Annotated in this window: 19 protein-coding genes and 1 other RNA gene; 19 read left to right on the plus strand and 1 reads right to left on the minus strand. The window is 56.4% G+C overall.

Features of this window, described 5'->3' with window-relative positions; translation table 11 throughout:
• Positions 1 to 24: 24 nt before the first annotated feature.
• Positions 25 to 4,569: an FtsK/SpoIIIE domain-containing protein gene (locus HMPREF2779_RS07380; RefSeq protein WP_233992316.1), complete on the minus strand. Its 4,545-nt coding sequence runs from the start codon at positions 4,567 to 4,569 to the stop codon at positions 25 to 27.
• Between the two features lie 645 nt (positions 4,570 to 5,214).
• Here HMPREF2779_RS07380 and glf point away from each other — a divergent pair.
• The 19 genes from glf (at position 5,215) to HMPREF2779_RS07475 (ending at position 24,044) form a co-directional block, all read left to right on the plus strand.
• Positions 5,215 to 6,402, plus strand: coding sequence for a UDP-galactopyranose mutase (glf, locus tag HMPREF2779_RS07385; RefSeq protein WP_005508581.1), 1,188 nt, complete (start codon positions 5,215 to 5,217; stop codon positions 6,400 to 6,402).
• A gap of 2 nt (positions 6,403 to 6,404) precedes the next feature.
• Positions 6,405 to 8,411, plus strand: a complete 2,007-nt coding sequence (locus tag HMPREF2779_RS07390; protein ID WP_105361200.1) for a glycosyltransferase — start codon at positions 6,405 to 6,407, stop codon at positions 8,409 to 8,411.
• Positions 8,408 to 9,289 (plus strand): ABC transporter permease, encoded by an 882-nt coding sequence (locus HMPREF2779_RS07395; RefSeq protein ID WP_070685009.1) that lies wholly within the window; start codon positions 8,408 to 8,410, stop codon positions 9,287 to 9,289. Before HMPREF2779_RS07390 ends, HMPREF2779_RS07395 begins: the two co-directional genes overlap by 4 nt.
• Positions 9,290 to 9,293: 4 nt before the next feature.
• Positions 9,294 to 10,067, plus strand: a complete 774-nt coding sequence (locus HMPREF2779_RS07400; RefSeq protein WP_005505398.1) for an ABC transporter ATP-binding protein — start codon at positions 9,294 to 9,296, stop codon at positions 10,065 to 10,067.
• Positions 10,068 to 10,522: 455 nt separating this feature from the next.
• A complete protein-coding gene (locus tag HMPREF2779_RS07405; RefSeq protein ID WP_070685013.1) occupies positions 10,523 to 11,785 on the plus strand; it encodes a CpaF family protein in 1,263 nt (420 codons plus the stop codon).
• Positions 11,785 to 12,639, plus strand: a complete 855-nt coding sequence (locus tag HMPREF2779_RS07410) for a type II secretion system F family protein (protein ID WP_005505400.1) — start codon at positions 11,785 to 11,787, stop codon at positions 12,637 to 12,639. The genes HMPREF2779_RS07405 and HMPREF2779_RS07410 overlap by 1 nt, the downstream gene beginning before the upstream one ends.
• Complete coding sequence (locus HMPREF2779_RS07415) at positions 12,636 to 13,568, plus strand: type II secretion system F family protein (protein ID WP_049345773.1); 933 nt, start codon at positions 12,636 to 12,638, stop codon at positions 13,566 to 13,568. The genes HMPREF2779_RS07410 and HMPREF2779_RS07415 overlap by 4 nt, the downstream gene beginning before the upstream one ends.
• A gap of 108 nt (positions 13,569 to 13,676) precedes the next feature.
• Positions 13,677 to 13,904, plus strand: coding sequence for a hypothetical protein (locus tag HMPREF2779_RS07420; RefSeq protein ID WP_005505403.1), 228 nt, complete (start codon positions 13,677 to 13,679; stop codon positions 13,902 to 13,904).
• Positions 13,904 to 14,359 (plus strand): TadE family protein, encoded by a 456-nt coding sequence (locus tag HMPREF2779_RS07425; protein WP_105361201.1) that lies wholly within the window; start codon positions 13,904 to 13,906, stop codon positions 14,357 to 14,359. The genes HMPREF2779_RS07420 and HMPREF2779_RS07425 overlap by 1 nt, the downstream gene beginning before the upstream one ends.
• Positions 14,325 to 14,831, plus strand: coding sequence for a pilus assembly protein TadE (locus HMPREF2779_RS07430; protein ID WP_105361314.1), 507 nt, complete (start codon positions 14,325 to 14,327; stop codon positions 14,829 to 14,831). The genes HMPREF2779_RS07425 and HMPREF2779_RS07430 overlap by 35 nt, the downstream gene beginning before the upstream one ends.
• Positions 14,794 to 15,354 carry a pilus assembly protein TadG-related protein gene (locus tag HMPREF2779_RS07435; protein ID WP_105361202.1) on the plus strand — a complete coding sequence of 187 codons (561 nt, stop codon included), beginning with the start codon at positions 14,794 to 14,796 and terminating at the stop codon, positions 15,352 to 15,354. The genes HMPREF2779_RS07430 and HMPREF2779_RS07435 overlap by 38 nt, the downstream gene beginning before the upstream one ends.
• Before the next feature lie 246 nt (positions 15,355 to 15,600).
• A complete protein-coding gene (gene prfB, locus HMPREF2779_RS07440; protein ID WP_049327697.1) occupies positions 15,601 to 16,728 on the plus strand; it encodes a peptide chain release factor 2 in 1,128 nt (375 codons plus the stop codon).
• A gap of 19 nt (positions 16,729 to 16,747) precedes the next feature.
• Positions 16,748 to 17,242 (plus strand): SsrA-binding protein SmpB, encoded by a 495-nt coding sequence (gene smpB / locus HMPREF2779_RS07445; RefSeq protein ID WP_005505423.1) that lies wholly within the window; start codon positions 16,748 to 16,750, stop codon positions 17,240 to 17,242.
• A gap of 129 nt (positions 17,243 to 17,371) precedes the next feature.
• Positions 17,372 to 17,836: a DUF4190 domain-containing protein gene (locus tag HMPREF2779_RS07450; protein ID WP_070685019.1), complete on the plus strand. Its 465-nt coding sequence runs from the start codon at positions 17,372 to 17,374 to the stop codon at positions 17,834 to 17,836.
• Between the two features lie 238 nt (positions 17,837 to 18,074).
• Positions 18,075 to 18,956 carry a DUF4190 domain-containing protein gene (locus HMPREF2779_RS07455; protein WP_105361203.1) on the plus strand — a complete coding sequence of 294 codons (882 nt, stop codon included), beginning with the start codon at positions 18,075 to 18,077 and terminating at the stop codon, positions 18,954 to 18,956.
• A 324-nt stretch (positions 18,957 to 19,280) separates the two neighbouring features.
• Positions 19,281 to 19,654: a transfer-messenger RNA gene (gene ssrA, locus HMPREF2779_RS07460) on the plus strand.
• Between the two features lie 421 nt (positions 19,655 to 20,075).
• A complete protein-coding gene (locus HMPREF2779_RS07465) occupies positions 20,076 to 21,980 on the plus strand; it encodes an HsdM family class I SAM-dependent methyltransferase (protein WP_199774571.1) in 1,905 nt (634 codons plus the stop codon).
• On the plus strand, positions 21,970 to 22,992 hold the full coding sequence (locus HMPREF2779_RS07470; RefSeq protein ID WP_158676587.1) for a restriction endonuclease subunit S: 1,023 nt from the start codon (positions 21,970 to 21,972) through the stop codon (positions 22,990 to 22,992). Before HMPREF2779_RS07465 ends, HMPREF2779_RS07470 begins: the two co-directional genes overlap by 11 nt.
• A 425-nt stretch (positions 22,993 to 23,417) precedes the next feature.
• On the plus strand, positions 23,418 to 24,044 hold the full coding sequence (locus HMPREF2779_RS07475; RefSeq protein WP_233992317.1) for a hypothetical protein: 627 nt from the start codon (positions 23,418 to 23,420) through the stop codon (positions 24,042 to 24,044).
• Positions 24,045 to 24,111: the final 67 nt, after the last annotated feature.

The raw sequence follows: 24,111 nt of genomic DNA on the forward strand, positions 1-24,111 counted from the left end.
CGGCTCACTCTAGACCGCTCCACTCTAGACTCCAGCCGGTACCTTCTGCGTAGCTGTTACAGCCTGTGCAGCCGTGGCCAGTGCCAGGGGAACCTGCGCCGCGCACACGGAGGCACCATCCACCACCACGAGACGGCCGGCGGGCTGCTCACCCTGCGTGAACCGATCCAGAGGTAGCGCGGTCACCGTGCACATGTCGGCATCCGCCAGGGATGCGGGCGCGAGCAGAAGCGCACGCGAGCATCCCATGAGCGCAGCCAGCAGGGGTGAGGAGGCGCGCCTCGGCCAGGGCGTGTAGGCGACCAGTATGGCGCGGAACTCACCTCGACGCTCCAGAAGTAGCTGCTGAATGGCGGGGGAGAGATACTGCAGGTCATCGACAAACACGAGCGTGTGTGCGGGGTCCTTCACCGAATCCAGGAGCGCGCGGGTACGCTCCACGCTCGGCGGCTCACCCGTAGCACCGCCATCACCCGAGGTGCCGCCAGAACCCTCAAGGACGAGGGCTTCGAGTTGCGGGTTGAGCTGAGCAATGCTCTCCAGCAGGGTGGTTTTACCCGCCGACCGGGAACCCTGCACCGGAACTACCGCGCCAGCCGGGGCGCTCAACCACACCGGCATCTGCCGGCGGTCAAACGCGACCAACAGCTTAGCGCCCTGAGGATTGCACGCGGCGTGGGCGGCGGTCACGTACTCGGTCGAGGGCATGCGATAGTACTCGGGGAACTGCCGCAGAAGAGTGCCGGGGCGAGTATTCGACCCGTTAGAAGCACTCGCGGCGTTACCCCGCAGAACCTGAACCAGCTCCCGGAAACCCGCAACGCAGGGCGAAAGAATCGACGCGCTCAGCGGCTGATCCCCAATCAGCTCCTCGTTAATGGCACCCTCCACGCAGTAGTGGCTCTGCGCCGGGGTGGGGTAGTCCTTGCTCGTTGAACGCATCAGGTCGGCGTCCAGGAAGCGGCGGCTCAACAGCGTGGAATGCGCCGCAGCGGCGAAACGACCGCGCGGGTTCAACGCGGAGGCGAACACCACCGAATAGCCGCGACGGCACCCCTGCGAGAGCAAGTCGTAGAGTAGGTTCTCCGTATCGGGTTGGCGAACCAGCGCCTCCAGCCAACTGTCCAGGCCATCCACGACAATGAGCGGGCGGGCGGAGCCCTCGGTACCCCACAGGTTCGGGGTGCGCAGCTCCTCCAGGCAGAAACGTAGATGCGAAAGTTCCTGGGCACCCACGAGCGCTTCAAAGGCACCGGCGTAGGGTTCCAGGTCGCGGTAGAGCGCACCGTCAGAGGTCAGCAGAACAACTGGCGTGCGGGTGGCAAACGCCTGAGTTAAAAGACCGTAGAGCATCGGGGCACGTTCGGCACTCTGAGCCAGCAGCGCCAGAGCCTGCTGACCCGACCAGCTGATCGGGCGGCGCACACCGTAGCGGGCAATCTCCAGCTCGCCCAACAGGTACCCTTCGGAAGCCGCGCCAGAGTCTGCGGGTTCCTGAGAATCTACAACCTGAGAGGTAGCCGCCGGGTCGATGCCGTACGCTACCGGTTCGCTCACCGGCGCCTCCACCACGGGTAGCGGGGTGCTCTCGGGAAGCTCCGGCGGAATCGGGCAGTACTCATCTTCAACTGCCGCATTCTTCTGAAGACTCTTCGGTGCGTACTCGCGTTCATAAAGTGCACGAATCTGCTGTGCCGAACGAATCAGCAGCTCATCCTCATGACCGCCCAACGTCTGAACGGCAGAAGTGGCAGTCAGCTCACGCCAGCCGCCCTCCTCAAGACCCAGTACCTGCACCGGACGGGCATCGCTGCTCGAGGGGACCGCATCCACCAGCGGGGCGCGGAACGGTAGAGAACGACCATCCGGCAGGCGCACATACCCGGCACCCGGATGCGCCGCCGAAATATATGCCGCAGACTCATGCTCCAGCAGGTTATAGGAATCCTGCGCGCTCGCCACACGCAGACAAATGCTCGTGGCAATATTGGCGCGAATATCCTGCGAAATAGCACCCTGCGGACGCTGAGTCGCCAACACCAGGTGCAGACCCAGCGAGCGGCCAATCGTGGCAATGCGCATCAGCTCAGCCATAGCGTCCGGCATGGAATCGATGAGCATGCGGAACTCATCCACCACAATCAGCAGCTCGGGATAGCGCGGAGTCGTACCCGCCGCCTGGCAGGACGCCAGGTAGTCACGGTAGGAGTTCACGCCGAGCGCCTGCAGATCCACCTCGCGTCGGTGAATATCGGCGCGCAAAAATTCGAGCGCACGCTCCACCGCGGACACATCAAAATTGCTCAACACGCTGAGCGCATGCGGTAGCTGAGCCAGAGGACCCAAACCAGCCGAGCCTTTGAAATCCACCAGAATCAGGCCGAGGCGCTCGGGCGGGTAACGTAGGGCAGTGCTGAGCACCAGCGAACGCAGCAGCTGCGATTTGCCGGCACCGGTCGTGCCACCGAGCAGCCAGTGCGGGCCGTGTTCAGACAGACCAATATTCAGTGAGCCACCCGAAGAAACACCCAGGTAGCAGCGAATATCGGAGGCGTAACGCTGAGCGGACCAGCGCTGCAGAACGGACTCCACCGCCATGTCATCGGTGCGGTTCTTCTGCCGCGCGCTCTGCGCCTGCAGGGAAGAGAATAGATGCGTCGACTGGTGCACCTGCGCCTCACTGAGCGGACCCTGCTCCTGCTCGCATCCGGTGCGGTACAGGTTCTCAAGAGCGGCACAGAACGCCTCAACGCTGAGCCCGTCGGCGTGCTGGCACAGACCCTCACACGCCAGCGGATGCACCTGGTAGACACCCTCGGTGGGCTGCACCGGCGGCGCCGCATAGCCCTGCGTACGGTATCGGATGCTCTGACGGTGGCTACCCTCACTCGCGCACTCAACCCAGGCGGCACCAAAAAGCGCACCGGGTGTATGGGCGGAGCTATCACCCTCAGCGCTGCCCAGCACGCAGAGTGCCGGGGCATTCATCTTCTGCTCACGCGGGGAAGCGAACGCACGGGACTGCGAAGACTCCGCGACCGCCCCAGAGTTCAGCGCGGTCAGCAGGGGAGCGTAGACAGCGCTCGCCTGCTGGGGCATGAGAATCAGCGGCGGAACAGAAGCGGAAAGCTCCGACTGCAAGCTGCTCTGCCGGGCCTGCAGATACTTCTCCTGCTGCACGCCCGGCAGACAATGCACGCTCACACCCGGCACCACAGCCAGAGTCTGCAAGAGACTATTGGTCCGCAGCTGATCAGCGCTTTCAGCACCCGCCAACAGAACATGCACCGCACCCGGATAACCCGCCACCAGTTGCACCAGGTAGGCACGCAGATGCGCCTCCTCCAGCTTCAGGTAGTGACCGAGAGCCGGGGTGGGTAGCGGAAGATAGTGGGGCGCCTCCTGTTTCTCCAGAGTGCTCAGCGGGAGGTTGCGGCCGCGCAGGTAGGGCTGGCGGGGACCGCATCCGAGCACAATAGCCGGGTAGGCGACATCATGCAGGGCTGAGGGACCCGAAATTGCCAGGCCGCCCGCGGTCGGCAGGGCGAGGGCACGTTTCTTCTCTTGCAGTGCCGCCTGATGAGTTTGCTGCGATGCGGCACGGTTCTCCGCCCGACCGCCAAAGAAATGCAGGAGCATCAGCAGCGAAGACGCCGCAGACATCAGCAGAAGGAACCACATGCCGGTCACCAGCGCAATAATCAGGCCCACCACAATCGGCAGGCACACGCTCAGCAGAATCTGCTTGAGCTTACGCGGCGCGGGAGGGTTCACCACCACCGGCTCAAAGGGGTTTCCGGCATCGCCCAGGGGAGCGAGCATCTGCGCGGGCTCGCCACTGGAAGAGTCGGGGGAAGCGGTGGCGCTCGCCTTCGTGGCGGTGCGTTCGCCGTCGGTGCTGGGGGAAGTGAGCATGCAGAGTGAGGAGCCGAGGCGGAAAGGCTCGCCCCAGCGCAGGATGCGCGGCTCGGCGTTCTGGGCCTTTTTACCGTCCTGTGACTTCTTGCCGCCCTGTGCTTTCATACTGCCCTGTGCGTTCTCGCTGCCCTCGCTTGCAGCGGGGCGTTTCTCGATCCAGCGGATGCCGGAGCTGTCGGCGTAGAAGTTGCCGTGCACCGGCTTGAGGAAGGGGTCTTGCAGGTGAATGTGGTGCGGCTGTTCTTCTCCGCGGGTAGTTAGCGCCGCCCTGCCGAGGCTGGTTCGGCCGCGGCTGATGGGGAAGGTTGCGCCCGCGTCGGGTCCGCGCAGAATGTGCAGGAGGCTGACGGCGGGTGCGCCCGGAGTTTGAGATTCGTTCGGAATGTGGCTGTTTGGCGCACCCGTGGCGTCGAGGGGGTCATTATTGTGCACGGGGCGTAGCTGGAACGTAGTCTCCTGTGTCTGAGCGTGCGTGCCGGCGGCAGGGTGTTGCAGAGCGTGGTTGAGCGCCTGCTCTAGAGCCTGCTGGTTTGCGCTACCTGCGCTACCAGGGCGCAACTGTATCCCGTTGGGTGCCGCCTCGCCGTCGAGTCGGAGTACGCGGGGGTAGGGGAGAGTGGTGTTGTGGTGGTCAAGAAAGAAGAGAGTCATACCCTCAGAAAACATTAAAAGGCATTAAAGCTCAATAAATTATCTGTATAAAAATTAACATGTTCGTATTTTTTGAATTTTTCGCCTCGTTTTTCAAAAAACTGTGGATAACTCACCGATATACTGCCCAGATTGCCGTTCGAAAAGCCCGGCAGTGCACCCGCTGAAACATCCATGTTTGACCCTGCTTGCGCATCCTCATTGACGCCCCTAGAAGACTCTGGTATCCGAATTGGTTCACGGCTTTGTCCCGTCGATCGTTTGGTGGTTCAACAAAATCGCGATAGCTATTCACAATGAATATTTACCCGTAAACCAACTTTCCTTGCCGTTGGTGGAACGTCAAAGTCTGCAGAAAAAGAAACTCGCTCAGACCCGCTTGACCTCGGGGTTCGTGAAGAATATTCACTCGGGGAAAGAGTGTGCGAACAATAGCCCAAAAGCCACTAAAAACACGTCATAAGTATGCGTGAGGCATGATAAACGGGTATCTTAGATTATGACTATATCCATCACGGGTGGGGCTTTTTGTCCCTACCCGTGCGGATTGCGGCGCGACTGAGAACACTCGGATGTGTCCAATCTGGTAGGTGAATACCGCCCTCGCAGAAGCGGCGGTGCGCCGTGATAATACAGGAGAAAACATTGACCGCTGACCTCGTAGTAGTCGGTTCGGGCCTCTTTGGTCTGACCATCGCAGAACAGGCTGCCACTGAGCTGGGCCTGAAGGTTGCCCTGCTGGACCGCCGTTCCCACATCGGTGGTAACGCATACAGCGAGAAGGAGAAGCAGACCGGTATTGAGGTGCACCGCTACGGTGCGCACCTGTTCCACACCTCCAACGAGCGTGTCTGGGAGTACGTGAACCGTTTCACCGAGTTCACCAACTACGTACACCGCGTGTACACCCGCCACAACGGCATCGTCTACCCCATGCCGATTAACCTGGGCACCATCAACCAGTTCTTCAACGCAGCTTACTCTCCCGCAGAGGCAAAGGCGCTCATCGCTGAGCAGGCTGGCGAGCTGGCTGGTACCGACCCGCAGAACCTGAACGATAAGGGTATCTCCCTGATTGGTCGCCCCCTATACGAGGCGTTCATCAAGCACTACACCGCTAAGCAGTGGCAGACCCCGCCGGAAGAGCTGCCCGCATCCATCATTTCCCGCCTGCCGGTTCGCTACAACTACGACAACCGCTACTTCAACGACAAGTACGAGGGTCTGCCCGTTGACGGCTACGCAGCGTGGCTGGAGCGTATGGCGGCGCACCCGAACATTGAGGTGCACCTGAACACTGACTTCTTCGAGCCCGGTCACCAGTACTCTCGCGAGAACGTCCTGGGTCAGATTCCCGTGGTCTACACCGGCCCGGTTGACCGCTACTTCGACTACGCTGAGGGCGACCTGTCCTGGCGTACCATCGACCTGGAAGAAGAAGTCCTGCCGATTGAGGACTTCCAGGGTTGCTCCGTGATGAACTACCCCGATGCTGATGTTCCCTTCACCCGCATCCACGAGTTCCGTCACTTCCACCCCGAGCGTGACTACACTAAGGATGCAACCGTCATCATGCGCGAGTACTCTCGCTTCGCGAACAAGGGTGACGAGCCGTACTACCCGGTCAACACCTCCGTGGACCGTGAGAAGCTGCTGGCGTACCGCGACCTGGCTAAGGGCGAGAACAATGTGCTGTTCGGCGGCCGCCTGGGTACCTACAAGTACCTGGATATGCACATGGCTATCGGCGCTGCACTGTCCATGTTTGACAACAAGATCCGCCCGCACTTCGCTAACGGTGCGAAGATCGAGTCCGGTGGTGTTGACGCATAACCATGGCTGATAAGACTTTGAAGAACCTGCAGCGGGTTATTTTCCCGAGCGCGGTTGAGACTGACGTCGTGCCCCTGTACGTGGACGCGAGTGTCGCAACCGGCGTTCAGCTGCCCACCCGTATTGACGGTGACGCTTCCACCTCTATTGCGGAGGCGATGAACACCTCCGGTCTGTCTGTGTCGAGCTCCAGCGCGAACCGTGATGCCGCGAACAGCCTGAACAGCCGTCGCTCCATCACCGTGAACGCGGGTCAGAGCCTGTCTTTCGGCACGTACTTCAATGCGTTCCCCGCTTCGTACTGGCGCCGCTGGACTGACCTGCAGAAGGTCGTGCTGAGCGTTCAGACTCGCGGCGAGGGCATGGTCATTGTGTACAAGTCCAACGGCCGTGGCGTGATTCAGCGCGTGGATGCGAAGCTGCTCTCCGGCGAGGAAACCAACACATTCACGCTGCCTCTGGCACCGTTCGGTGACGGCGGCTGGTACTGGTTCGACCTGGCTGGCACCACCGACCTTGAGCTGGTTGAGGCGAACTGGCTGGGCGACATTGAGCCCCGCGCAGACGTGAAGGTTGGTCAGGCGACTGTGCAGATTACCACCATGAACAAGGTAGAGTACTGCATCAACAACATTCGTGCTCTGGGTGAGAGCCCAGAGATTTTCGATGCTGTGCACGAGTTCCTGATTGTGGATCAGGGCACCCAGAAGGTGCAGGACCACGAGGACTTCGAAGAGGTCGTCAAGCCCCTCTCCGGTAAGTTCCGCATTATCAACCAGGGCAACCTGGGTGGTTCCGGTGGCTTCTCGCGCGGCATGTTTGAGGCTGTTAACAACGGTTCCGATTACGTGCTGTTGCTTGATGACGACGTTATCGTTGAGCCTGAGTCGATCCTGCGTATGGTGATCTTCGCGAACTACTGCAAGGAACCCACCATCGTGGGTGCGCACATGTTCGACATGTTCGACCGTTCGGTCCTGCACGCGTTCGGTGAGGTTGTTGACCCGTGGCGTAACTTCTACGCTAAGCCGCACAATGACATGGCGATGGGCCACAACCTGGGCCACTACAACCTGCGTAACACCCCGTGGCTGCACCGCCGCGTGGACGTGGACTACAACGGCTGGTGGATGTGCCTCATCCCGACCACCGTCATCAAGGAAATCGGTCTGTCTCTGCCCCTGTTCCTGAAGTGGGATGACGCTGAGTACGGTCTGCGCGCTAAGGCTGCGGGCTTCTCTACTGTGTCCTTCCCCGGTGCGGGCGTGTGGCACGTGTCCTGGACCGATAAGGATGACTCCGTCGGCTGGCAGGCGTACTACCACGAGCGCAACCGCCTCATTACGGCGCTGCTACACTCGCCCTTCGATAAGGGTGGCCGCGTGCTGCTGGAGTCCCTGTTCTTGGACGTCAAGCACACCCTGTCCATGCAGTACTACACCGAGGCTGGCCGCCTGATGGCGCTGGAGGACCTGCTCTCCGGCCCCGATCACCTGCACCCCTCGCTCTCGCAGCGTCTGCCGGTGATTCGTGCGATGGCTAAGGAGTACCCGGAGTCTCAGGTGAAGCCGAACGTGGATGATTTCCCGGCTATCCAGACGAAGAAGCCTCCGTTCCGTGGTCGCCGTTCCTTCGCGTCCCCCGGTTACAAGAAGCTTGCTTCCTGGACCGCGAAGACTGTTGCTCGTCAGCTGTTCAAACCGGTGAGCGAAGAGGCGAAGGCTCACCCGCAGATTCAGCTGAACTACGGCGAGACTAACTGGTGGACCCTGTCGAAGTTCGATTCGGCTCTGGCGACTAATGCTGAGGGTACCGGCCTGTTCTGGTACCGCCGCGACCCCGAGCAGCTCAAGTCGAAGCTGGCTCAGGCTGCTAAGCTGCACGTTCAGCTGGTGACCGGCTGGGATAAGCTGCGTGAGCAGTACCGTTCGAAGGCTGCTGAGGTTGCCTCCTACGATGCGTGGGCTAAGACCTTCGCCGAGCATACGGATTCTGAGCTGACCCGATGAACGATCTGAAGTCTGTTCCCCTGAAGGCGCCCGGCCGTGGGCGCGGCATCCTGGATGCGGTGAAGAACCGCTACCTGCTTCGACTGCTGGTCGATAAGGAAATCCAGGTCCGCTACCGCGGCTCGGTGCTGGGCATTTTGTGGTCGTACATTAAGCCGGGTGTGCAGTTCCTGGTGTTCTACATTGCCATGGGTATGTTCCTTGGCTTGGAACGCGGTATGCACAACTATGCGGTGTACCTGTTCTCGGGCATGATTGCCATTAACTTCTTCTCGGAGGGTTTTGGTAATGGTGCTCGCGCCATGGTGGTTAACAGCGCGCTGATTCGTAAGATTTACCTGCCGCGTGAGCTATTCTCGCTGTCGACGGTGTGGGTGGCTCTGGTGCATTTTGTGCCTCAGATTGCTGTGATGCTGCTGGCCTGCTTCTTGGTGGGTTGGTCCCCGACTTTCCTGGCGTTTGGATCGATTCTGGCGGGCATGCTCATCGTGATGCTGCTGTCCTATGGTCTGGGTCTGATTTTCGGTGTGGCGAACGTGTTCTTCCGCGATTCGGAGAACATTGTGGACATGCTGCTGATGGTGGCTACCTGGTTCTCGCCGGTGCTGTATTCCTGGACCATGGTGCGTGACACCCTGTACCCCTGGGTGTTCAACGTGTTCATGCTTAACCCGTTGACGGTTGCCGTGGAACTGTTCCACTACGGTTTCTGGCATCCGACGCTCCGTCCTGAGGATTTGGCGCTTCCTGCTTCGCAGGTGGTTCCGCATCTCTTCAGCTTCTGGACTCCGATTGCCCTTGGTATTTCTCTGCTGACCGTTTTGATTGGTGATTTGCTCTTCCGTAAGTTTGAGGGCAACTTCGCCCAGGAGCTCTGATTCTGTGGATATTAAGAAGCTTGAGTTCCCGCCGGTGAGCCCGGACGCTCCCGTGGTGATTCACGTGGAGAATTTGGTGAAGCGCTTCGTTCTGCGCCACACCCGTTCGATGAAGGAAGCTTTTGTGTGGCTGATTAAGGGCCGTAAGGGTGATCTTTCGGAGAAGTTCAATGCGCTCAACGGCGTGAGCCTGGACATTCGTCAGGGTGAGCGTGTGGCTCTTCTGGGTCTGAACGGCTCGGGTAAGTCTACGCTGCTGAAGATGATTTCTGGCGTGATGCGCGCCGATGAGGGTGAGGTTCTCACCCGCGGCAACATTGCGGGTCTGATTGAGGTGGGCGCTGGTTTCCACCCGGATCTGACCGGCCGCGATAACGTGTACCTCAACGGCGCAATCTTGGGTATGACCAAGGATGAGATTGAGGCTTCCTTCGATTCGATTGTGGATTTCGCTGAGATTCACGACTTTATCGATACCGAGGTGAAGTTCTACTCTTCGGGTATGTACCTGCGTCTGGCGTTCTCGGTTGCGGTTCATACGAACCCGGATATCTTCCTGGTGGATGAGATTCTTGCGGTGGGCGATGAGCCGTTCCAGAAGAAGTGTATTGCGAAGATTCAGGAGCTGTGCTCTGCCGGTAAGACTCTTGCCGTGGTGAGCCATGACCTGGATTTGGTGTCTAAGATTTGTGACCGCGGCGTGGTGCTGGAGCACGGTAACCTGCGTTTTGACGGTCCGATTAAGGAAGCCGTGAAGGTGATTCGTGGCGGCGACTAACCGCTAGATAATTGCTGGTGATGGGGGCGTGTATTCCCGATGGGGGAGTTCACGCCCCTTTACTGTGCCCGAAAGTTGTGCCCGGGAAGGTGCTGCTGCTGGGTAGGGTTCTTGCGTTTTAGCAGGGGAGGCAGCGGCTTTTAAGACGAAATGTTACGTGTGCACCGAGTGCAATATGGCAGTGATTGACGGTGAGCGGTTCGAGGGGTGTACCTGCAACTATTCTGCAAGTCACAGCTGACTAGGTGTTTTGAAATTTTAGTGCACGTTGGGTAACAATATGTGCAATTCTGTGCATCAAAAATGCTCAAATACTATACTCGTAAATATTAAGGGGCGTTTTATTACATTTTGATAAATTTGATGCGCTGAGGGTAGGGTGATGGTGGCATTGATGTATCAATGCTTCACCGTATTCCACACAACCACACCACACACAGCATCGGATCATTTCAATGGAGAACACCGTACTGGATACCCGGGCGGAGCATCTAACTCTGCTCGAGGAGAATATCCGTGAGGCAATGCGCCACCGCAGCCTGGACCCGCACGAGGACCAGCATACGGTGCGTGGGCTCATTGACGAGCACCTGACCGATTACGAACAGCGACGCACCCGCATTTCCCTGCCGGATTTGGGCGACCGCGAATCCGTGATTCAGCGCCTGCACGATGAAATCTGCGGCTTTGGCGTGATTCAGCCGTTCCTCGATGATGAGAGCGTTGAAGAAATCTGGATCAACTCTCCTGACGAAATCTTTATCGCCCGTAACGGCGAAAGTGAATTGACCGGTCTGCACCTGAGCGCCGAGGCGATCAATAGCTTGCTGGAGCGCATGCTCAAGCCTTCGGGCCGTCGTGTGGACCTTTCCTCCCCGTTTGTTGATGCATCCCTGCCGGATGGCTCCCGCTTGCACGCGGTAATTCCCGATATTACTCGCAGGCACACGAGCATCAATATTCGTAAGTTCGTGGTGCGTGCCCGCCGCCTGCCCGACCTGGTGCGCATGAACTCGCTGAGTGCCGGCGCGGCGTCCCTGCTACACGCGGCGGTGGAGAGCGGCATGAACATCCTCGTTTCGGGCGCAACCCAGGCGGGTAAGACCACGATGCTGAACTGCCTGTCGGCATCCATTCCGCCGCGTGAGCGCGTGATTACGTGCGAAGAAATCTTTGAGCTCGCGGTTCCGCTACGCGATGTGGTGGGTCTGCAGTGCCGCCAGCCGAACCTTGAGGGCACCGGTGCGATTGAGCTACGCCGCCTGGTCAAGGAGGCTCTGCGTATGCGTCCGGACCGCATCCTCATTGGTGAGGTGCGTGAGGCGGAGTCCCTGGATATGCTCATTGCGCTCAACGCGGGTCTGCCGGGTATGTGCACGATTCACGCGAACTCGGCGCGTGACGCGGTGACCAAGATTTGTACCCTGCCGCTGCTGGCGGGCGAGAATATTTCCTCGGCGTTCGTGGTGCCGACCGTGGCGTCCTGCTTTGACATTGTGGTGCATTGCGGCCGCGATTCGCGCGGTCAGCGCCAGGTCGAAGAGATCAGCATGCTGGGCGGCCGCGTTGAGGACGGCGTGATTGAGATGTCCCCGCTGTTTGTGCGCCGTGACGGTCAGATGATGTGTGTGGCGTTGGAGCTGCCGAACCCGGACCGTTGGGTTCGTGCCGGTCACCGCCCTGAGCAGGTGCTGGCTGCGGCGAAGGCGGGGCAGTAATGCCTCTGTTTCTGAGCCTGATTTTGGGGTTGGGCGTCTGCCTGATTTACCTTTCCTGCTTTCCTGATAACGGCAAGCCGCCGAAGCCGAGTAACGATCCGGCGCTGGTTGTGGCGTTGCGTAAGGCGGGTATGCATTCGCTGACTCCTCGCACGTTCATGTGGGTGAGCGTCGCCAGCGGTGTGAGCGCGTCGGTTCTGCTGCTGATGCTTACTCAGCTTTTGCCGCTGGGTCTGCTGGGCCTGATTGGTGGTTTTGCGGCGCCTCGCGTGATTGTGAATCATCGTGCCCGTGCGGCAGATGCCCGTATTTGGCAGTTGTGGCCGGATGCGGTGGACCACCTGCGTTCGGCGATTCGAGCGGGTCTGTCCCTGCCGGAGGCGCTGATTCAGCTCTCGTACCGCGGCCCGGAAGAGCTGCGTGATGCCTTCGCCCATTTCTCGCGTGATTACCGCGCGTCGGGTGAGTTTGTGCCGTCGCTGAACCGTTTGAAGGAGTACCTCTCTGACCCGGTGGCGGACACCATTATTGAGGCGTTGAAGATTGCCCGCGAGGTGGGTGGTTCGGACCTGGGTAAGCTGCTGGGCACGCTGAGTGATTTTCTGCGTGAGAATGCGCGTACCCGTTCGGAGCTTCTGGCTCGCCAGTCGTGGACTGTGAATGCGGCTCGTCTCTCCTGTGTGGCGCCCTGGTTTGTGTTGTGCTTGATGGCGACTCAGCCTGCCGCGCGCATGGTTTATAACTCCTTTGCCGGTGCGATGCTGATGATTGCCGGTGCCGCTATTTCTTTGGCGGCGTACCGTCTGATGCTGCGTATTGGTGAGTTGCCGCGTGAACGGAGGGTTTTCGGGTGAACCTGCCTCTGATTTTTGGTCTGCTGTTGGCGACCGGCGTGGGTCTGATTCTTTCGTCGGTGCTGAATACTCGCAGTATTTCGTTTTCTGATCGTGTGGCGTCGCAGCTGCGCGGTGAGACTCTGCGTGAGTCGCTGTTGAAGGAGCAGGAGCGCCGTGAGCCGAGCCTGCTGGAGGCGATTTCGGCGTTCTGCGCGCCGCTTCTGCGTTCGCTGTCTTCGTCGTTGAGCGGCTCGTCGCTGAGCGATAGTTCGGTGCAGGAGCGTCTGCGTCGTGCCGGCTCTTCGCAGAGTGTGAGCGCGTTTCGTGCTGAGCAGCTGCTGTGGGCTCTTGCCGGTGTGACCGTCATGAGCGCCTTGACCGTCATTGGCGTGGTGCAGGAGCGTTTCTCCATCCTGGTGGCTCTTGTGCTGGTGCTGGTGAGCGGTTTGAGCGGCTTCCTGGCGCGTGACTGGTGGCTGGGCGAGGCGGTGACTAAGCGTGAGAAGCAGCTGGTTGCTGAGTTCCCGGCGCTGGCGGAGATGATGGCTCTGTCGGTGACGGCGGGCGAGTCGGCGCTGGCGGCTTTGGAGCGTATCTGTTTGACCTCTCGCGGTGAGTTGGCTCGTGAGTTTTCTGAGATTTTGGCGCAGACCCGCACCGGTGTTTCGCTGCTGAGCGCGCTGCAGGAGTTCGCGGAGCGTACTCGCGTTCCGGCGTTGAGCCGCTTCGTTGAGGGTATTGCTGTTGCGATTGAGCGCGGTACCCCTCTGGCTGATGTGTTGCGTGCGCAGGCTCAGGATGTGCGCGATAACGCTAAGCGTGAGCTGATGGAAACAGCCGGTAAGAAGGAGATTGCGATGCTCGCCCCGGTGGTGTTCTTCATCCTGCCGCTGACGGTGATTTTTGCGGTCTTCCCGGGCTTATCGCTCATGCGTTTGAACTTTTAGATTTTGCGGCGGGTACACACCGTACCGGTCGCACCGCGGTGGGCTGGGCTGATTGCCCGGTGCGCCGCACCAACCACACACTACACCCTTTGATAGAAGGAGAAAATCATGTTCCGTCGTTTCCGCACCACCCTCACCGTGCTGATTGCCCTGGCTATCGCATCCGTGCTGGCTCTGCGCCTGAAGAACAAGCAGGATGACCCCGAGCGCGGCGACGTGCCCGGCTGGGTCATGATCACCATGATGAGCGCCGTGCTGGTTGCCGCTATCCTGGCGATTGCTCAGCCCGCTCTGACCAAGATGTTCAACGACGCGATTGCCCTGGTTCACCAGTAATGCGTAAGCCCCGCATCGCTTCTGAGCTGACTGCCGCTGAGCTATCCTCCGCGGAACATTCTGTGGAGGATAGCGAGCGCGGTGACGTCAGCACGGAATTCGTCATGGTCGGTGCGCTGCTGGTGTTGCTGACCATGGCGATTCTGCAGGTTTCTTTCGCCCTGTATGCACGAACCATGTTGGTGGATGCTGCGGCGGCTGGGGCACGTTACGGTACGATGCGTGACCGCACTCCGCAGGAGGGCATGGAGCGTACCCGTCAGATGATTGAGGGGGTTCTTCCGTCCTCGTATGCTGAGAATATTTCGTACCGTCAGAGTAGTGATTCTACGGGTGTGCGCACTTTGGAGGTGACGGTGAAGTCGCCGTTGCCGGTGCTGGGTCCGTGGGGTTTTCCGGATTCTATTGAGGTGAAGGGGCATGCGATTTATGCGGAGCATCGTTCCGGTGATTAGCGACTTTTCGCTTCGGCAACGGGTGAAGGAACGCCTGAAGAGCCGCTCTGATCGGCATAATCCTGAAGAAGGTAGCGCCATTGTGGAGTTCCTGGGCTTAGGTATTACTCTGCTCATCCCGGTGCTCTACTGCATTCTGACGATTTTTAGCTTGCAGTCTTCGGTGATGGCAGCTCATGCGGCGAGCGCCCAGGTGGTGCTGTACGTGCAGGAGCAACCGCAGGATTCGTCGGTTGGCCCGGATTTAGCTCAGCGTCTGGCGGTGCATGCTGCCGCTGACTATGGGGTTGAGCCCTCCGATGTGAGCGTGTCGTTGAGTTGTGCGTCGGGGGAGTGCGTCTCGGGTACGAAGGCCTACGCCACGGTGACGGTTCAGGCGCGTCTGCCGCTTCTGCCTTCGTTTATGGGTGGCGGCGTGATTCCGGTGAGTTCTCATGCGACGAGTTGGGGGTCTGGTCATGCTGATTCCTAATGGTTTGCTGGCTCGTGCCAACATGAAGATTCGAGCCCGTGTGCAGAGCCGGGCGCTCGCCGCTGACCCGATTGCCTCAGGCCGCCTCGCCGCTGACCCGATTGCCTCAGACCCGGAAGAGGGCAGCATTGCCCTGCTGATTGTGGGCATGCTGGCGTTGCTTCTGCTCATCGGTTCGGTGACGGTGGCGATTACGGGTGCGTATCTGCAGACTCAGCATCTGCAGGATGTGGCGGACGCTCAGGCGAACTCGATTACCCGCACGATGCGCACTCCGGATGAAGCGAGTGGTTCGGCGGCGTGGGAGTATGCGAGTGCGTACCTGGCTGAGGTTCAGCCGGGGCAGGATTTTCATGCGTTGCGCCTGGAGAACGTGTCCGTGGATTCTGATCACAGTGTGCACGTGTACCTGTCGGCTCGTATTCGTCCGCCGCTGCTGTCGATTCTGGTGCCTGATGGTATTGAGGTGACCGCTCATGGTTCGTCGCGTTTGAAGACGAGCCAGGGTCCGTCCACCGATTAGTGCGTCCATCAACGGCGCACGGGCTTATCGGCTCACTCGCTTATTGGTGTGTTGTGAGCCCCTTAGACTGCGAGGGTGCATCCGCAAGGTAGTGTAACGGCTAGCGGATGCGCCCTCGTTTTATGCCCTTTTTAGGTCTTCATTGCGTGGCTTCTGCCCTCTGCCTGCCTTATCCTTCTGCGCTGTGGGCTGTTGGGGGCTGTAACGGCGGGACTTTCTGGCAGTTTCGCGATAGTGTTAAAAGCTATGGCATCCTTCGACTTTTCTGCTGAGATTAAAGAGCTTCGCGCGATTTTCACCTCTATTGCTGCTGTGAGCGATATTGAGGGGATTGAGCGCGCCATTGAGGACCTGTCTGCGCAGGCTGCCGCACCCGATTTGTGGGATGACGTGGAGAACGCGCAGAAGGTGACGAGCGCGCTGTCGTATAAGCAGTCGGAGCTGAATCGTCTGCGTTCGCTGTCTTCTCGCATTGATGATGTTGAGGTGATGGTGGAGCTTGCCGAAGCGGAGGATGAGGAGACCGCCGCCGAGCTGCTCGCTGATGCTGAACGCGAGTGCGGTGAGATCCGCGCCAAGCTGGAAGAGCTTGAGGTGTTGGTGCTGCTGTCGGGTGAGTACGATCAGCGTGAGGCTGTGGTGACGATCCGTTCGGGCGCCGGCGGCGTGGATGCTGCTGATTTCGCGGAGATGCTGCTACGCATGTATCTGCGTTGGGCGGAGAAGAACGGCTACCCGACGAAGGTTCTGGACACCTCCTACGCTGAGGAGGCGGGCCTGAAGTCGGTGACCTTTGAGGTGAACGCACCGTATGCTTTTGGCCGCCTGTCGGTGGAGGCGGGTACTCACCGCCTGGTGCGTATTTCGCCGTTCGATAATCAGGGCCGCCGCCAGACCTCGTTCGCGGCGGTTGAGGTGATTCCTCTGATTGAGCAGACGGATGCTATTGAGATTCCCGAGTCTGAGATTAAGGTGGATGTGTTCCGCTCATCGGGTCCGGGTGGTCAGTCGGTGAATACGACGGATTCGGCGGTGCGTATGACTCACTTGCCGACCGGTATTGTGGTGTCGATGCAGAATGAGAAGTCGCAGTTGCAGAACCGTGCGGCGGCTTTGCGTGTGTTGCAGTCTCGCCTGTTGCTGTTGCGTAAGGAGCAGGAGGACGCGAAGAAGAAGGAGCTTGCCGGTGATATTAAGGCAAGCTGGGGCGATCAGATGCGCTCCTATGTTTTGCATCCGTACCAGATGGTGAAGGATCTGCGTACCGGCTATGAGGAGGGTAATACCTCTAATGTTTTGGATGGCGGTTTGAACGCCTTTATTGATGCTGGTATTCGCTGGCGTGCTTCGGGGCGCGCGGCTGAAGAGAGCTAAGACGTATAAGGATTGAGTGATGGCTCAGAAAAAGAAGAAAGACGCGAAGAAGGACCCGAATAACGCGATTATTGCCCAGAATAAGAAGGCTCGCCACAACTACAACATTGTGGATACCTATGAGGCGGGTATTGTTCTGCTGGGTACTGAGGTGAAGTCTCTGCGTGATGGTGGGGCGTCCATTGTGGATGGTTTCTGCCAGGTGACCGATAACGAGATGTGGCTCGAGGGTATTCATATTGCGGAGTATGGTTACGGTACGTGGACGAACCATGCAGCTCGTCGTCGCCGTAAGCTGCTGCTGCATCGTTCTGAGATTAATAAGTTGGCGCAGAAGCTGAAGGAGACCGGTTACACAGTGGTTCCGTTGAAGCTGTACTTCTCGAATGGTCGTGCGAAGGTTGAGATTGCTTTGGCGACCGGTAAGCGTGAGTATGATAAGCGTCAGGCTTTGCGTGAGCGTCAGGATGACCTGGAGGCGCGCCGCGCGATGCGTTACCGCAACCTCGGCTAGGGCTGAGGCAACGGCCGGGGTGCACGGCTGCTCCAGGAACTTGCCGGTAGGGTCTAGGCGCGGTTCCTCGCGTATAATGGTTGAAAATTCGCGGCGTACCGCGAGCACCATACATTTTTGAGGAGACACATGTCTGAGAACCCGAACTACCAGCAGAACCCGGGCGAGTTCATCCCCGCACCGCAGCAGGCACCGGCATACAACATGCAGGGCGGCTACCCCGGCTACCAGCCGACTCCGAGCTCGGCTCTGGCGATTGCTTCGCTGATTCTGGGTATTATTGGTCTGCTGTCTGGCTGGCTGATTTTCGGTGGCGTGCTGGGCCTGGTTGGCGTGATTCTGGGTATTGTTGCCCTGGTGAAGGTGAAGAACGGCACTGCCTCCGGTAAGGGTATGGCGATTGGTGGTATTGTCACCGGTGCGCTGGGCATGATTGTTGCTGTTGTTGTGCTGATTCTGGGCATGATTGGCATTGGCATGCTCGGCGACTGCGCTGAGAAGGCCGTGCAGGATTCGAGCGGTAACTATGTGTGCACCATTCATGGTGAAACCATGACGATGAGCCCCGATGAGTACAAGGTGTACCGTCGTTAAATCGCGTTGAGTCTTTGAAGCGTTGAGGGACCGAACAGTGTTGAACTATTCGGTCCCTTGCTCTTTTTCGGCGCTGAATCTGCCCGATTGGTGGATTCTGGGCGCTGAATCTGAAATCTTGAACTTTACAGATGACCCAAATGACGGCTTATTTATATAATGGAACCGAACTCAGCGCGCAATGGTGCGTTGGGCGAGTATAAATTGTTCGCTGCAACTGTGAAGGAAAGAACGACGGATGTCTGAGAATAACTACGGAAACAACCAGGGGAACGCACAGAACCCCTACGCTGTTCAGCAGCCTAATTCTTCCGCCCAGAGCTCGTACGGTCAGGATTACGGCCAGGCTCCTTCGGCACAGAACACCTACGGCCAGGATTACGGTCAGAGCGCATCCGCTCAGAACACCTACGGCCAGGCACAGCAGCAGAACGCTACTCCGCAGAACTCGACCCAGCAGAACCAGTACGGTCAGTTCAGTGCGCAGCCTTCTTCGCAGAATGCTTACGGCCAGAACGTTGCTCAGGGTACCTCTGCCCAGAGCGCTGCGGCTCAGAACATCTACGGCCAGCAGCAGTACGGCTACGGTCAGGACGCTTCCTACCAGGCGCAGCCCGCTCAGCAGAACCAGTACGGTTACGGCCAGGAGGCTTCCTACCAGGCGCAGCCCGCTGACTACAACTACCAGCAGAACTCTTACCAGCAGCAGCCTCAGCAGGATGCTTACGGTTACGGTCAGCCCGCGGGTTACCCGTATGCGGCTCCCGTGACGAAGAAGGCTCCCGGCATGGCGCTGGCGGCAATGATCCTCGGTATTGCGGCTGTGCTGACCGGTTTCCTCGTGTTTGGTGCCCTGCTGGGTATTGCCGCGATTATTCTGGGCGCGCTGTCCCTGAAGAAGACTAAGGAAGTTGGCGCGGGTAAGGCATTCGCGCTGACCGGTATTATCACCGGTGCGGTGTCTGTCCTGATTTCGATTTGCATGCTTTTCGTATACATTTCTTTCTTCCAGACCGCTGAGAAATGCCTTGAGGTTGGTACCGAGGACGGTCACGGTAACGTGGTGTGCCAGATTGGTGATAACCCGAACAACCGCATGACTGTTTCTGCGCGCCACTAAGGTTTGACCGCCTAATTTTGACCACCTAATTTTGGCTACCCAGTGCGGTACGCGAACGGGGTGGGGCTCCTAGATATTCTGGGGCGCCTCACCCCGTTTGCTGTGCCCGCCGTTGATTAGGGTGTGTGCGGTGGATGCGCGCTCTCCGGGTTCTGCACAGGTATTCTCTGTCAGCGAGTGTGCCGCATGTGCGGGGTGGGGGACTTGCACGCCGTTAAACATCTTAGATATACTGAATCTCTACCGTGTTTGAATGGCACCGCGACATCAAGGTATGTCGAGGAAAACTTTCAGAAGACGGTGGGCTTTTTGATAAAAGCATAGGGGGATGATCGGTTTCGACGATGTGAGTTGAGATGGGTGAAGCGTGCCGAGGATGCAGGGTTATCTCGTTAACGCCCTCTGCAAAAAATTAAGTGCAGAATCTAAGCGCACTGACTTCGCACTCGCTGCCTAAGCGCGAGTTGCCGTCTGTCGGCCTGAGCATGCCTTTGGCTCAGTTACCGGCATCGACTTAAAAGGCCACTGCTGCTAGCCCTTGTTGCGGGGGTTAGCGGGACTTTTTACGTGACTAGGTTCGTCGGTATATGTGTTTATGCAAGTACCGGAGCCGAAAAGTAGCGTTCGCATAAACTGCGCACGGAGAAGCCCCATCGAAGCCACATCGGACCGGGGTTCGATTCCCCGCATCTCCACGATCTCCCAACCGCCCGCTATCCATCCCGTATGGGGTGCGGCGGTGATAATCGGTTCCAATCCAGAGGAAGAACCGCGGTAGGTTTCTACCACCCGGCAGGACGCCCTACGGCGTCACTGCCGGGTATTTTTATGCCCTCTAGTAGCTTGAATTTGAGAGACACATCGATATATATCATTTGAACAGAGCTAAATATAAGTTGGGGAGGCAATTATGCCTCATAGGTTTCCAGCTAAAAGCATCATCAGGCGTTTATGATATTTACTTCATAAAGAGGTATCGTAGAGGAAATACTCTTCGAAGAGCGGGATGTTGGCCTGGCGGTTTCTAAGCTGAAACTGAGGTAAATCATCTGGTAGGTAGCCTACCTGCTAATAAGAGTAGAGAAGCCGTACTGCCTCGAGAGCGGAGGAAGAGCTGCTATGAGCAGGTACGGATATCGATTGGTAGACGCTGTAGACCTCGACATAGGGGCTACAGAATACATAGGAGGTGAACAAGTAATGAATCGGTTCAATATCATTGACACGGTTGGTCGTGAGTACCTTACGGAGAATCTCGAGAAAGGTGAATTTAGCTATCCTAAAGCTTTCAAAGAGAATGGTCTTGAATTTGACCCAATCATGAAGAAGAAGGGGAAAGGCTCTTGGCAGTTTCTTGATATTCGATTTGAGCTGTCAGGAGTTTCGCTGCTCATTGAGACAAAGAACAATGCTGATAAGTGGCCTACTGTCGAAGAGCAAATTGCTGCATATGTCGAATATGAGAAGCGGTTAACTGGTAACAAGATTATTGCGATGGTTGCAAATACCGAGGATGATCGCATTACTGTTTGGAAGTCTGCGGTTGAGGACGACCGAAAACTGGTAGACGAAAAGGCTATCCGTACGATGCCGGAGTATGTGGCTATGTTTGATGCAAAGCATATAAACAATAAGGAGGAGGTGATGCGCAATACTTATAAGCTCAATGAAAAGCTGCATCGTTACGGTATTAATGAGAAGTTGCGTTCACAGTTTGTGGGAACCTGTCTCCTTGCGATTAAGAATGGCCTTGTCTATAGTCGTGAGATGAAAACATCTCAGATTATTATCGGTATTCATGATATTCTAGAAGAAATGCTTGAACATTCTTTAGAAAAAGCTGAGAAATTAACCCTGATTGATAAGCGTGTTCTAAAAAGTCAGGATGTTCGCGATATAAACAATAAAGGATTTTGTGAAATTCTTGATCTTATTAAAAAAGAAATTTTTCCGTTTATAAATGATAAAAGTACTGCTGGTCAAGATCTGCTGAATCTATTTTTTGTTACATTTAATAAATATGTTGGTAAGTCAGATAAAAATCAGGCTTTTACCCCGGATCATATAACGGATTTCATGTCAACCATCTGTAACGTAAATAAAAATTCAGTTGTTCTTGACATGACGTGCGGTAGCGGTTCTTTCCTTGTGCGCGCAATGACTCAAGCCCTTGACGATTGCCACACGATGGCCGAGGAAGATCAGGTTAAGAAGCATCATATTTATGGTGTGGAGTATGATGAGCAAGTGTATGGTCTTGCCACTACGAATATGCTGATTCACGGGGACGGAAATTCAAATATTGTTCGAGGTAGTTGTTTTGATGAAGTTCCCAAATTTATTGAAGGGGGTGTTAAATTTGATGTTATTTTAATGAATCCTCCATACAATGCAATGGTAAAGCAGGTTCCGAAAAAGTTCTCTGAAAAATGGGGAACTGCTAAGCAGGACCCGTCTAAGGGGCTTTACTTTGTCAAATTTATTCTTGAGCAAATGAATGAAAATAATATGCGGGGTAAATTGGCAGTTCTGCTTCCTATGGCGTGTGCTATTGGAAATAGCTCACTGATGAAGCAGATGAAGAATGAAATTCTGAAGAATAATACATTGGACGCTGTTTTTTCGTTGCCTGACGATATCTTCTACCCCGGCGCAAGCGCATGTGCTTGTTGTATGGTTTTTGATATTGGAACTCCACACGCTTCTGCCAAGCGGGAGACTTTCTTTGCATACTGTAAGGATGACGGTTTTAAAAAGCGTAAGAATCTAGGTCGTGTCGAGCAGATAGATGAGAATGGCGACAGTCTATGGGCTGCAATTCGTAGAAAATGGATTGACACCTATAAAAACCGTGATGTTATTCCTGGATTTAGTGCACGACATATGGTTACGGGCAATGATGAATGGTTGTGTGAAGCATATATGGAAACTGACTACACGACTTTGACTGATGGTGATTTTCAGCAGACGATTAACGATTATCTTGCATACTTAGTGAAGGCGGGATTTGTATATGAAAATTGATATGAGTTCTTGGAAAAATTTTCTGCTTGAAGATATTATTGAAATAATCAATGGTAAGGGGATAACAAGTGAAGAGATTGAGAATAATCCTGGAACTTTTGAAGCTGTTCAAAGTGGCGAGGGAAACAATGGTGTAATAGGTTATATTGATAAAGCTTATTGCCAAGATAAAGGCTACTCGTATTGTGAAGAGCCTTGCCTAACCGTAGCTCGAAGTGGTACAGCAGGATTCGTCTCATTTCATGAGCAAGGGTGCGTTGTTGGTGACTCAGCAAAGATACTATTGGTAAAAGACTCTAATGCGAAGAAACGTAATGTTTATTTATTTTTGCAAACCTTACTAATGGCGAATCGTTTTAAATATAACTATGGTAGGAAAGTTACCGAAACCCTATATAGGCAAACTGTTATTAAATTGCCTTCAACATTGGAAGGTGATCCGGACTGGGAATGGATGGATTCCTATATTGGGTTATTGCGTAGTGAGCCTTTGACGACAAAAAATAAAAAACTTGGCCCTTCGATAGATCCTAATAATTGGAAGTGGTTTCAGCTTGGTGGCGAATTTGGTTTATTTGATATACGTAAAGGAAAACGATTGACTGCAGAAGACCAGACGGATGGATTTACTCCATATATTGGGGCTATAGATTCAAATAATGGCGTCTCGAATCTTATCGGTCAAAGCCCTATTCATGAAGGAAATACTATTTCTCTGAGCTATAATGGGTCAGTAGGAGAAGCGTTTTATCAGCCTCTACCTTATTGGGCAACGGATGATGTAAACGTATTGTATCTTCGCCCTGAATACGGGAAGCTTAACCCAGCTGTGGGGCTATTTGTATGTTCTGTACTCAGAAATGAGAAATATAGGTACTCTTATGGTCGTAAGTGGACGCTTGATAATATGAAAAGGACAATGATTAAACTCCCTGCAACCTTTGAAGGTGCGCCAGATTGGGGTCAGATGGAGGAGTATATAAAATCGATGCCTTATGGCGATAGACTATAAGGATAGATTGGCCTATCTCTTTTGAGATAGGCCAATCCGTCGTTACATAACTTATTCTCGTTATTCCCTATATATTCATAGGGTTCTACCACCCGGCAGGACGCCCCACGGCGTCACCTGCCGGGTATTTTTATGCTCAATTGTCGGGTCTATATTGTCGGTCTGTTCTGGGGTGTACCGGCGTGCCCGAGGGTGCTCAGGTGACCGCATTGTAATGAGAACGTCATCAGAGAAGACGAAAACGCACCCTATGGCGTAGTATCGAAGGGTAGATATCGTTGTTCGGCGTTGATTGTTCATTCAAGCTCACCGGCAACATTCGAGAGCAACCACAGAGCCACCAAACGAGCCACAGATTAGCCGGTCATACAGCATAGCCGGTCATAGGGACGCCACCGCTACGACGCGGTAGCTACATGTCCGCTATGACGACCACTCAAGGACGCACCATGGAAAACCAGATTCCCGCCCCCTCCTTCCCGGAGCAGAACAACGCAAACTCCCCGCAGCCGGTACCTGCAGGCGTCGCACCCGGCGCTCCCCTCGGCGCAGCACCCGCACCCGCCCTGGGCGTGGCACCCGCTAACGTGCGCGACCGCGACGACAGCTACCAGCGCATCCCGGACATCTACCGGGTGCCGGCTGAGCACCGCCGCCCCTACGGCGAGACCACCGGCGACTTCCGCGGCCCCGGCTACTTCTACTCCATCGGCGCGTTCGGTGCCTCCCTGGGTGCCCTGGCGCTGACCCTTTACGCGTGGGTTCAGGTCGCGGCACTCCACAGCGAAGCAACGCTCAACTCCCGCGGTTATAGCTCCTCTGCGTATAGCTCCAATCTGAGCCTGAGCCCCAACATCATGGTGATTACTCTGCTGCTCGTGGGTCTGATCCCGGTAGGCGTGTCTATCTGGCTTGCCATCTACTCGGCGAAGGTGAACGCCGGTCACACCACCAAGTACACCTCGAAGATGACGACCTTCAACATTCTGGCGTACATCATCTCGGGTCTGAGCCTGCTGGGTCTGCTCGGAACCCTCACGGTGCTGTCCTAAACAGGCTTATTTGCTCTCATAGCGATACATAGCGAGGCGGCGGCTTTCCACTGACCGGAAAGCCGCC

This window comes from Rothia sp. HMSC069C03 (assembly GCF_001811075.1).
GTDB classification, from domain to species: domain Bacteria; phylum Actinomycetota; class Actinomycetes; order Actinomycetales; family Micrococcaceae; genus Rothia; species Rothia mucilaginosa.

Excerpts from the sequence above, each read along its gene's own strand:
- HMPREF2779_RS07475 (WP_233992317.1), top strand. The coding sequence starts at position 23,418 with ATGACGACCACTCAAGGACGCACCATGGAAAACCAGATTCCCGCCCCC.
- HMPREF2779_RS07390 (WP_105361200.1), top strand. The coding sequence starts at position 6,405 with ATGGCTGATAAGACTTTGAAGAACCTGCAGCGGGTTATTTTCCCGAGC.
- HMPREF2779_RS07470 (WP_158676587.1), top strand. The coding sequence starts at position 21,970 with ATGAAAATTGATATGAGTTCTTGGAAAAATTTTCTGCTTGAAGATATT.
- HMPREF2779_RS07405 (WP_070685013.1), top strand. The coding sequence starts at position 10,523 with ATGGAGAACACCGTACTGGATACCCGGGCGGAGCATCTAACTCTGCTC.
- HMPREF2779_RS07395 (WP_070685009.1), top strand. The coding sequence starts at position 8,408 with ATGAACGATCTGAAGTCTGTTCCCCTGAAGGCGCCCGGCCGTGGGCGC.
- HMPREF2779_RS07455 (WP_105361203.1), top strand. The coding sequence starts at position 18,075 with ATGTCTGAGAATAACTACGGAAACAACCAGGGGAACGCACAGAACCCC.
- prfB (WP_049327697.1), top strand. The coding sequence starts at position 15,601 with ATGGCATCCTTCGACTTTTCTGCTGAGATTAAAGAGCTTCGCGCGATT.
- HMPREF2779_RS07435 (WP_105361202.1), top strand. The coding sequence starts at position 14,794 with ATGCGACGAGTTGGGGGTCTGGTCATGCTGATTCCTAATGGTTTGCTG.
- smpB (WP_005505423.1), top strand. The coding sequence starts at position 16,748 with ATGGCTCAGAAAAAGAAGAAAGACGCGAAGAAGGACCCGAATAACGCG.
- HMPREF2779_RS07465 (WP_199774571.1), top strand. The coding sequence starts at position 20,076 with ATGAGCAGGTACGGATATCGATTGGTAGACGCTGTAGACCTCGACATA.
- HMPREF2779_RS07380 (WP_233992316.1), bottom strand. The coding sequence starts at position 4,569 with ATGACTCTCTTCTTTCTTGACCACCACAACACCACTCTCCCCTACCCC.
- HMPREF2779_RS07430 (WP_105361314.1), top strand. The coding sequence starts at position 14,325 with ATGCGATTTATGCGGAGCATCGTTCCGGTGATTAGCGACTTTTCGCTT.
- HMPREF2779_RS07450 (WP_070685019.1), top strand. The coding sequence starts at position 17,372 with ATGTCTGAGAACCCGAACTACCAGCAGAACCCGGGCGAGTTCATCCCC.
- HMPREF2779_RS07410 (WP_005505400.1), top strand. The coding sequence starts at position 11,785 with ATGCCTCTGTTTCTGAGCCTGATTTTGGGGTTGGGCGTCTGCCTGATT.
- HMPREF2779_RS07425 (WP_105361201.1), top strand. The coding sequence starts at position 13,904 with ATGCGTAAGCCCCGCATCGCTTCTGAGCTGACTGCCGCTGAGCTATCC.
- HMPREF2779_RS07420 (WP_005505403.1), top strand. The coding sequence starts at position 13,677 with ATGTTCCGTCGTTTCCGCACCACCCTCACCGTGCTGATTGCCCTGGCT.